Here is a 5204-nt window from a genome sequence, read left to right as displayed (position 1 = left end):
GGCGGGGGGCGCTGGCCGGCTCCTCCGGCATCAGGAACCACATGATCGGGTACGGCCAGCGCGGCGAAGCCGCCGGTGAGCAGGGTGGCGACGGCGAAGACCACCCGGACGAGGGTGGGGTCGACGGCGAGGTAGCGGCCGAGGCCGCTGGCCACGCCGGCCACCATGCGGTCGGTGGTCGGTCGGCGGAGCTGCTTGTACGGGGCCTGAGGGGTGCTCGTGGAGGTCATGTCCCCACGGTCGCTCGCCGGCCGGCGGACGGCCTCGGTGACCGCCCGGACTCCTACCCTGATCGATCCCTGAGGCGCCAGCGATGAGTCAGGAATCCGACTCTTTTCGATGGAGGTAACCCGGCGCGGGGAGAATTGCCTCCCGTGACCACCTTGCTGGAGCCGCTCCGCAGGATCGCGGCATACGCAGTTTGTGCTGATCAAGACGGCCGAGTGTTGCTGGTCCGCGCATCGGAGCGCTCCGGCACCCCGGGCAGCTGGTCGCTGCCCGGCGGGGCGGTCGACCACGGCGAGGACCCGAAGCACACCGTCGTCCGCGAGACCGCGGCGGAGACCGGCATCTCGGTCGCCGTCTCCGGGCTGGCCGACGTGCTCGCCGACATGCGGGCGCTGCCCGAGCGCGGCATCACCCTGCACACCGACCGCCTGCTCTACACGGTCTCGGTGCGCGGCGGGACGCTGACCGACCGGGTGGACCGCCCGACCGACCTGGTCCGCTGGGTGACCCTGGACGAGGCCCGGGGGCTGCCGCTGCGGTCGTTCACCGCGCGCACCCTGGGGCTCCCCGCCTCCTCGGCCGACGTGGTGCCCGAGGAGGTCCCCGAGTTCCCCTCCTTCTACGCGGTGCCCGGCCCGGACGGACTGCACCGGGCGCAGCGCTTCGCCGCGTACGCCGTGGTCACCGACCCGGAGGAGCGGGTGCTGCTCACCCGGGTCTCCGACGGCTACCCGGGCGCCGGCTGCTGGCACCTGCCAGGCGGCGGCACCGACTACGGCGAGCAGCCGGGCGCGGCGCTGATCCGGGAGCTGGTCGAGGAGACCGGGCAGACCGGTCGCCTGGTCGAGCTGCTCGGCGTGGCCAGCCACCGGGACGCCGCCTCGCTCGGCCCCGAGGGCTACCCGATCGACTGGCACGGGGTGCGCGCCTTCTACCGGGTGGTCGTCGACCAGCCCGCCCCGCCCACCGTGGCCGACGTCGGCGGCTCCACCTGCGAGGCCCGCTGGTTCCGTCGGGAGGAGCTCGGCGCCCTCCCCACCGACCGCCTCACCGAGGTCACCGCCGAAGCCGTCCAGGCCGCCCAACTCCTCTAACCCTCACCCCACTCTGCGCTCCCACCCGCCTGCCCTTCCGGTGATCATGAAGTTGTTGTCCCGACACGCCGTGCCGGCGGGCAATAGGTTCATGATCGACGGGAACGGTGGGTCGGGTAGTGGGAGCAGGGGGGCTGATGGAGGAGCGGCGGCGGATCGGGGCGTACGGGGTGTGCCGGGACGGGGAGCGGGTGCTGCTCGTGCGGGGGTCGGCCACCGCGGACTTTCCGGGGGTGTGGCAGCTGCCGGGGGGTGGGCTCGACCACGCCGAGCATCCCGAGGCCGCGGTGGTGCGGGAGTTCGCCGAGGAGACCGGGCTGACCGTGGCGGTGGCCGGGCTCCGGGACGCCGTGGCGGACGTGACCCGGTACCCCGACCTCGAGGTCGCCCTGCACACCGATCGGATCATCTTCGACGTCACGCCCACCGCAGGGACGCTCCGGGACGAGGTCGACCGGACCAGCGACCTGGCGGCCTGGTTCACCCCCGCCGAGGCGGCCGGGCTGCCGCTGCTGCCGTTCACCGCGGAGCTGCTCGGCCTGCCGGTCGACCCGCTGCCCGCGCGGACCGCCCGGGCGCCGTTCGGGCCGGCGCCCACCGACCGGCGGCAGCGCTTCGCCGCGTACGGGCTGGTCACCGACCCGGCGGGGCGGGTGCTGCTCACCATGATCGCCGAGGGGTACCCGGGTGCCGGCAAGTGGCACCTGCCCGGTGGTGGCACCGACCACGGCGAGCAGCCGGCCGCCGGGCTGCTCCGCGAGCTGGTCGAGGAGGCCGGCCAGCTCGGCCGGGTGGTCGAGCTGCTGGCCGTCGACAACCTGCACAATCCGGCCGCGCTCGGGCCGGAGGGGCGGCCGCTGGACTGGCACGGGGTGCGGGTGATCTACCGGGTGCTGGTGGACGCCCCGACCGAGGCGGTGGTGACGGAGCTCGCCGGCGGGTCCACCGCCCGGGCCGCCTGGTTCCTTCCGGAGCAGGTCAACGGCTTGCGGCTGACCGACGTGGCCGCGCTGGCAACCGGACGTCGAGGTCGATAGCACCCGCTCGCCGAGCGCCCTGGGCTCGCTCCGGTACAGTCGTTAGCTGGGATTGGTGGAAGAAACGGGCGATGGAGCCCGAGTTGGGAACAAGAGAGCGGTTCGTGCGGTTAAGAGAGCTATAAGTACCGCCGGCAGCTATCGCCAAGCCCCTTTCCCTTGTGCAATGGTGTACTCCGCAAAACGGGCTGCCGGACCAGCAAGGTCCGGCACGAGACAGCCGGACAGCCCGCCCTGGTGGCGGGTCAGCCGATCCGGTGATGGAGGAAACGTGCCGAGAGCCCCATGGCGCCGGCGTCGTACGACTGACAGTCCGCGCCCCGCAGGGCGTCGCTGGGCGGGCCGGTTGCGCCGCAGCAGCACGTTCGCCCGCCAGGTGCTGCTGGTCCGGGTGGGCCGACGGGACGACGCCGTCCCCGGCGCCGACCTGGTCGTTCCGGACCACCGCTACGCCGACCGGCAGCGTCGCCGCTACGGCCGGTTCAACCGCGCCGAGGTCGAGGCCATCATGCCGGTCAGCCCGGCGCTCGCCCCCACGTCGGCGGTCGACGACGACGCGACGGCGATGTCGATCCCGCTCCTGCCGGGCGAGCGCACCGCCGCCCGCCGGATGAAGTTCGCGGTGGTCAACGGCTGCACCCTGAGCAGCCTGATGCTCGGCATGCTGGCCATCTTCCTGGCCATGCAGGGCGAGGTGCGGGTCGCGGCGCTCTGCCTGATCGCCTGCGTCGTGTTCGACGGTCTCGACGGCGCGCTGGCCCGCAAGCTCGGCGTGGCCAGCCCGTTCGGCGCCCAGATGGACTCGCTGGCCGACATGTGCTCGTTCGGCCTCGCCGCCCCGGTGGTGGTCTACGCCTCGCTGGCCGGCTCGGTGTCGGCGGCCGCCGCTGCGGTGGCCTGCGCCCTCGTCGCGGCCTGCGCCGCGATCCGGCTCGCCCGGTTCAACGTCTCGCCGAAGGACGGCCGGTTCTTCTGCGGCGTACCGACCACCATGGCGGCGGCCGTGCTGGCCCTGACCGTGGCCATCGGGCTGCCGGTCTCCGGCCTGGTGCTGGTCGGCGGGGTGGCCCTGCTGGCCTTCGCGATGGTCTCCAGCTTCCCGTACGCGAAGCTCGCCCGGCTGGTGAAGCTGCCGCCGTGGCTCTGGCTGGCCCCGGTGGTCGGCGCCCTGGTCGACATCCGGCTCACCTTCGCCCTGGTGGTGGTGGGTTACCTGGTCAGCGGCCCGCTGCTCTGGCTGCACCAGCGCCGTACCGCCTGATCCGAGCCATCGAAAAGGGGCGCCGCACTCGCGGCGCCCCTTTTTCGTGTCTCCACGGTCAGACCCAGCGGGCGATCACCGTCGAGCCGCCGACCACCTTGTCGCCGGGGCCGACCAGCGGCTCGGCGGCGTCCGCCGGCAGGTAGACGTCGGTCCGCGAGCCGAACCGGATCAGCCCGAAGCGCTCGCCCTTGGCCAGCAGGGCGCCGACCGGGGCCCGCTGCACGATCCGCCGGGCGATCAGGCCGGTACGCTGCGCGACCACCACCGTGCCGTGCTCGGTCTCCAGCACCGTGTACGCCGCCACGTTGTGCTCGGCGTCCGGCTTCATCGCGTTGACGAAGCCGCCGTCGGCGACGAAGTAGTCGACCACCTTCCCGGCGACCGGGGCGCGGTTGACGTGCACGTCCAGCACGGAGAGGAAGACCGCGAGCCGCAGCCACTCGCCCTCGCCGAAGCGCTCGTCGTGCAGCCGCTGCACCGAGAGGACCTGACCGTCCGCGGCGGCGACCACGGCCGACGGGTCCTCCGGCACGTCCCGCTCCGGGTCCCGGAAGAAGGCGGCCACCGGGGCGGCGGCCAGCGCCGGCAGCAGCCAGAGCTTCGACTTCGGGCGGGCCACCCGGGCCAGCGCCGCGAGCCCGAGGCTGATGCCGGCCGCGGCGACGCCGTTCGAGTCGATGTGCATGCTCCGGGTCAGCGGCACGCTGGACGGCCGGTACGCCGGCGCCAGCCGGGCGGCCACCGCGGCGCTGGCCGGCGTGAAGCGGAGGTGGTGCACCCGGACCGGCGGGGAGTTGCGCAGCACCAGGTCGGTGCGGACGCCGTGCAGCACGCCCTGCCGATCCAGTTCGGTGCCGGCGCCCTCGGTCCGGAAGAGCGGCGCGGCCACGCTCAGCACCGCGGCGTCGGACAGGTACTTCGACAGCCCGTCGACGGCCGTCCGGGCCTCGTCGGCGGTGCCGGTGAACGGCTCGGCGGCGATGACCACCTCGGCGGCGTCGGCCTCGGCGAGGGTGTCGACCACGCGTACCCGGTCGGCGACCCAACGGCCCTGGGCCGACACGTGCTCGCGGAGCGCGGCGGCGGACGACCCCTCCGCCGGCACGACGGTGAGCCGGTCGCCGGGGAGCAGCGCCTCGATCGCCGCGGCCAGGACCGCGGACTCCGCAGCCGCGCCGACCAGCAGGGCGGCCTTCGGGTCGTTGCGCCGGGCGAGCTCGCTGACGAGGGTACGGGCGGCGCGCTCGCCGATCCGGACCGGACCGGACGCGCCGGCGGTGCGCACGGCGGGGGACTGGGTCATGTCGGACGGGCTCCTGACGGGGTAGAGACGGGAAAGCGGTGGGACCGCCACGGCGACCTGGTCGGCCGGGGACGAGGCTCGGCGACCGGGACCACCGGGTCCGGGCGGAACCCGGCGACGTGGCGGCCCGGCCGCGGCCGAGGCCCCACGGCGTGGGCCGGCCGGCGGAGGCGAGATCTCCACCGGTCAGCATATGCGCCGCCGGAGGAGCCCCGCACCGCCGCGCTCGGCCCGGTTACCGCTCCTCGCCGTCCGGGCCCGCCGCCGGGCCGGCTCCG

Annotated in this window: 4 protein-coding genes and 1 pseudogene; 3 read left to right on the top strand and 2 right to left on the bottom strand. The window is 74.5% G+C overall.

The window, feature by feature from the left end:
- Window positions 1–230, bottom strand: a pseudogene (locus JNW87_RS34315) (PspC domain-containing protein); the annotation flags it as partial.
- Window positions 231–374: 144 nt separating this feature from the next.
- On the opposite strand from JNW87_RS34315, the gene JNW87_RS34310 reads away from it, so the two are divergent.
- From JNW87_RS34310 to JNW87_RS34300, 3 genes are all read left to right on the top strand, one after another.
- Window positions 375–1322: an NUDIX hydrolase gene (locus tag JNW87_RS34310; protein WP_109804416.1), complete on the top strand. Its 948-nt coding sequence runs from the start codon at window positions 375–377 to the stop codon at window positions 1320–1322.
- Between the two features lie 137 nt (window positions 1323–1459).
- Window positions 1460–2359 (top strand): NUDIX domain-containing protein, encoded by a 900-nt coding sequence (locus tag JNW87_RS34305; RefSeq protein ID WP_238455114.1) that lies wholly within the window; start codon window positions 1460–1462, stop codon window positions 2357–2359.
- A 346-nt stretch (window positions 2360–2705) separates the two neighbouring features.
- Complete coding sequence (locus tag JNW87_RS34300) at window positions 2706–3620, top strand: phosphatidylcholine/phosphatidylserine synthase (RefSeq protein WP_109803449.1); 915 nt, start codon at window positions 2706–2708, stop codon at window positions 3618–3620.
- Window positions 3621–3678: 58 nt separating this feature from the next.
- On the opposite strand, the gene JNW87_RS34295 is transcribed toward JNW87_RS34300, so the two are convergent.
- Window positions 3679–4926 (bottom strand): phosphatidylserine decarboxylase, encoded by a 1248-nt coding sequence (locus JNW87_RS34295; RefSeq protein WP_109803450.1) that lies wholly within the window; start codon window positions 4924–4926, stop codon window positions 3679–3681.
- Between the last annotated feature and the right edge of the window lie 278 nt (window positions 4927–5204).

Source organism: Micromonospora sp. ATA51, assembly GCF_016802855.1.
GTDB lineage: Bacteria > Actinomycetota > Actinomycetes > Mycobacteriales > Micromonosporaceae > Micromonospora > Micromonospora sicca.
The sequence above is the reverse complement of the archived record's forward strand: the minus strand, read 5'-3'. Positions and strand labels throughout refer to the sequence as shown.